Raw genomic sequence first — 3068 nt, forward strand, 5'->3', positions numbered from 1 at the left:
CCTGCCGGTGCGTTTCGCCAACGGTTGGCAGCTGAACGCTCTCGACCCGAGCAGCATGTACGGCGGCACGGAAAAGGGCTACATCGACTACCCAGCCCACACAGGCTGAATCGCTCGCTGCGTGCACTGTAACCCAGGGCACGCAGCGATTCGGCGCAAAGTATCGTAAGATCGCGAAAACCCATTACCCGCTGCGAATATGACCATAGACGTTAGTGAAGCGCTGAAGGCGTTGGACAACCCTACCCGGTTAGCCATTCTTACCTTGCTGAAGGACCCTAAGAAAAACTTCCCGGAACAGGAGGCCGATCCCGAGCAGCTGGGTGTCTGCGTCAGCATCATCCAGGAGCGCGTTGGACTGTCCCAGTCGACCGTTTCGAACTATTTAGCCGCTCTACAGCGCGCGCAGCTAGTGACTTCGCAGCGCATCGGTCCTTGGACTTACTACAAAAGGAACGAGAGTAAGATCGCTCTGCTGCTCGAGGCTCTTGAAAAGGCCATCTGAGCAGCCGGCACGCGCCAGGTCTTTGCCAGCTGCTAAAGCGTAACCATCAGATGAAAATTGGGGGTAGATTTACGTTTCCTTCTCTGAGCATTCGTTTCTAGCCCAGAGTGTGTAAAAACGTTGCTAGCCGGTGTTCGGTGTCGATCCCTGTTGCTGACCGACAACGCTGGTCATCGCTATAGAGTGCATCGGTAACAGCGTAGGATGTGTCTCGACTCGTTCTGAGACATCTAGGGCGATGCATAAAGCGGTTTTTTAGGCCGACATCGCCTTTATCAAACCGCTGGCTCCCAGAATGTTCATGACTCGCTTCAAGTTATAGGCGAGCACATTCAGGCTCATCTCCGTGCTGACGGCGGGCGGCCTACAAGTCAAGAAATGCGTTGCGCCATCCATTGTTTGAGCGTCCCGAAGGGAGGTTCAACAGTTCGTTTCGGACTCGCATCATCTCAGGTGCGTTACTCAGCCGGCTCTGCATTTCCTCCAATACCGCTTTGTTCCCATCGCCGGACCCGTCGTTGCTTGCTCGGTCTGCATTGCAATTTCAAAGCGCAACCTTGGCATTTCAAACTCCAGTACCGGTGCAGCTTCATATCTTTTTCAACGCTGGCGAAACGCCAAATCAGCGCCTATCCAGCCGGACAGATGTATTCGTTTTTCGCCGAATCGTAGATAAAGGCATCATTGTTGAGGCGCTCGTCGGCTTTGTCTGCCGAGGTCATTGGTTTAGGGACATAGGCGATGATAATGGCGTCGTGGCAAGCCAGAATTTCCTCGCTCTCGCAGTAACCTCGATCAGCTACAGCCGACAGCATTTCTGATGCTATCGCCTCCCCTGCCTGCTTCGCCATCAAGCTGAGTTGGGCGCGGTCTAAACCAACGTTGGTGACCTCATGAGCAACGCTCAAATGATGCTGGGTGTCGAGCGCCATGAGGTAACGGTTGATGCTAGATTCAATTTCTTCCATTTGCCGCTTCAGTTTGGCACTGGTGAAGCTGCGGTCGAGATTGTTAACTGCCTTGAATTTGCTGCCGTCGATCATCAACCACTCGCACCGGATTGGTATTACTGACGTAGTCGTCGAGGCTTTCGAGAGGTAAGGTGCTTTGACCTCGCTGTTCACCCTGGATAAACCGTTTCATGAGCCTCCCTTGCTATGAAACTCTCAGAAATCATAGCAAGGGGTTGTACGGGCGTTTTTACACATTTTAGGCCAGAAGCTGTTATTTCAAAGATGCAAACTTAGAGGCTATTCAACTTCGGTGTCACGAACCAATTCTTGGCTATTTTTTCCCCTTTAGCCGCTGAGCATGATGAACACGAAGACTGCTAAAACTCCCATCATTGCCGAGGAAGTCATCAGCACTATCCCATGCGCAGCTGAAAACGCTTCTTTAGCCGCTTCAATCAGAGCAGCGCAGTGAAGCTCAATCAAGCTATAAGCGACGACAAAGCTATCGCCAATCGAGCGCGCCGCACGCTCGGCTAGGGACTTTTCAAAATCCACTCGGTAGCGAGATCATGCGGCTAAATATATTAGACATGAACATACCAAAAAGAGTGATCCCTAAGCCGGTGCCCAACTCATAGCCGGTGGCCTCGAGCGCACCCGCCGCCGCGCCCTTACTGGCGTCCACCGAGCCCATGATGGCGATGGACGACGCCGTCAGACCGATGCTGAGGGTCAGGCCCAGTAGCGCCAGCATCGCTGGTACGCCGAAACCTGGCTGGCGGAAGTCGGCCAGGGCCAGGAAGGCCAAGGCCACGGCGGACAACCCCAGCGACGCACTAGCCACCAGACGCAGGCCGCACAGGTTGGACAGGTAGCTGGCAATTGGGCCACCGACGACGGCAGCGGCCATGATCGGAATCATGAATATGCTTGCCTGCAGTGGCGTTCTGCCCAGCACGTATTGCAACTCCTGCGCCAGCGTCAGCTCGACCCCAGCCAACGCGCCGGTCGCCACCACGGCCATGATCACCCCAGCCAGGATCGGTTGCGTGGCCCCGACAGAGGCCTTGATGCCGTACACGAGCGCCAGCATGCCGGCGATCAGCAGCAACGCCTGGCCAAGCGCCCAGCTACTTGGCGTGGTTTGCTCCGTGCGCGACAGCAGGAGGAACACCAGCGGCACGACCACCAGCATGATCGGCACGTTGATCAGAAAAGCCGAGCCCCACCAGAAGTGCTCCAGCAGCGCACCGCCGATCAATGGCCCGAGCGCGGCGCCAGCGGCGCCGACTATGCCCCATAGGGCCAGGGCCATGACGCGCTCGCTTTCGTCCTCGAAGATGCGGCGAATGATACCCAACACGCAGGGCATGATCATCGAACCGCCGAGAGCCAGCAGCGCCCGTGCGCCAATGAGCATGGATGGGGTTGGCGCGAAGGCTGCCAGCAGCGAGGCGAAGCCGAACACGGCCAGCCCGGTGAGCAGCACGCGGCAGTTGCCGTTGCTCGTTGGCCAGGCGCTGGGCGAAGTAGGCATCGGCCACCGCACCGACCAGGGCGATCTGCGCCGCATCGCGGCCCTGCTCGCTTGCCAGGTAACGAGCCAGCGC

At 56.9% G+C, this 3068-nt stretch carries 3 protein-coding genes and 1 pseudogene; 1 reads left to right on the forward strand and 3 read right to left on the reverse strand.

Going from position 1 to position 3068, the window contains the following annotated elements; genetic code table 11:
* The first annotated feature begins 199 nt into the window (after positions 1–199).
* On the forward strand, positions 200–505 hold the full coding sequence (locus tag IQ22_RS22945; RefSeq protein WP_145146111.1) for an ArsR/SmtB family transcription factor: 306 nt from the start codon (positions 200–202) through the stop codon (positions 503–505).
* A 255-nt stretch (positions 506–760) separates the two neighbouring features.
* Here the strand turns inward: IQ22_RS22945 and IQ22_RS22950 are convergent.
* The 3 genes and pseudogenes from IQ22_RS22950 to IQ22_RS22955 form a co-directional block, all read right to left on the reverse strand.
* Positions 761–1648, reverse strand: a pseudogene (locus tag IQ22_RS22950) (transposase).
* Positions 1649–1803: 155 nt separating this feature from the next.
* The gene (locus IQ22_RS23785) at positions 1804–2013 is read right to left on the reverse strand and encodes a hypothetical protein (RefSeq protein ID WP_244309425.1); all 210 of its coding nucleotides are present in this window, start codon (positions 2011–2013) and stop codon (positions 1804–1806) included.
* On the reverse strand, positions 2003–3068 hold a 1066-nt coding region (locus IQ22_RS22955), incomplete at its 5' end, for an MFS transporter (RefSeq protein ID WP_244309427.1). The genes IQ22_RS23785 and IQ22_RS22955, both read right to left, overlap by 11 nt.

It is taken from the genome of Pseudomonas duriflava, assembly GCF_007830155.1.
Taxonomy (GTDB): Bacteria; Pseudomonadota; Gammaproteobacteria; order Pseudomonadales; family Pseudomonadaceae; genus Chryseomonas; species Chryseomonas duriflava.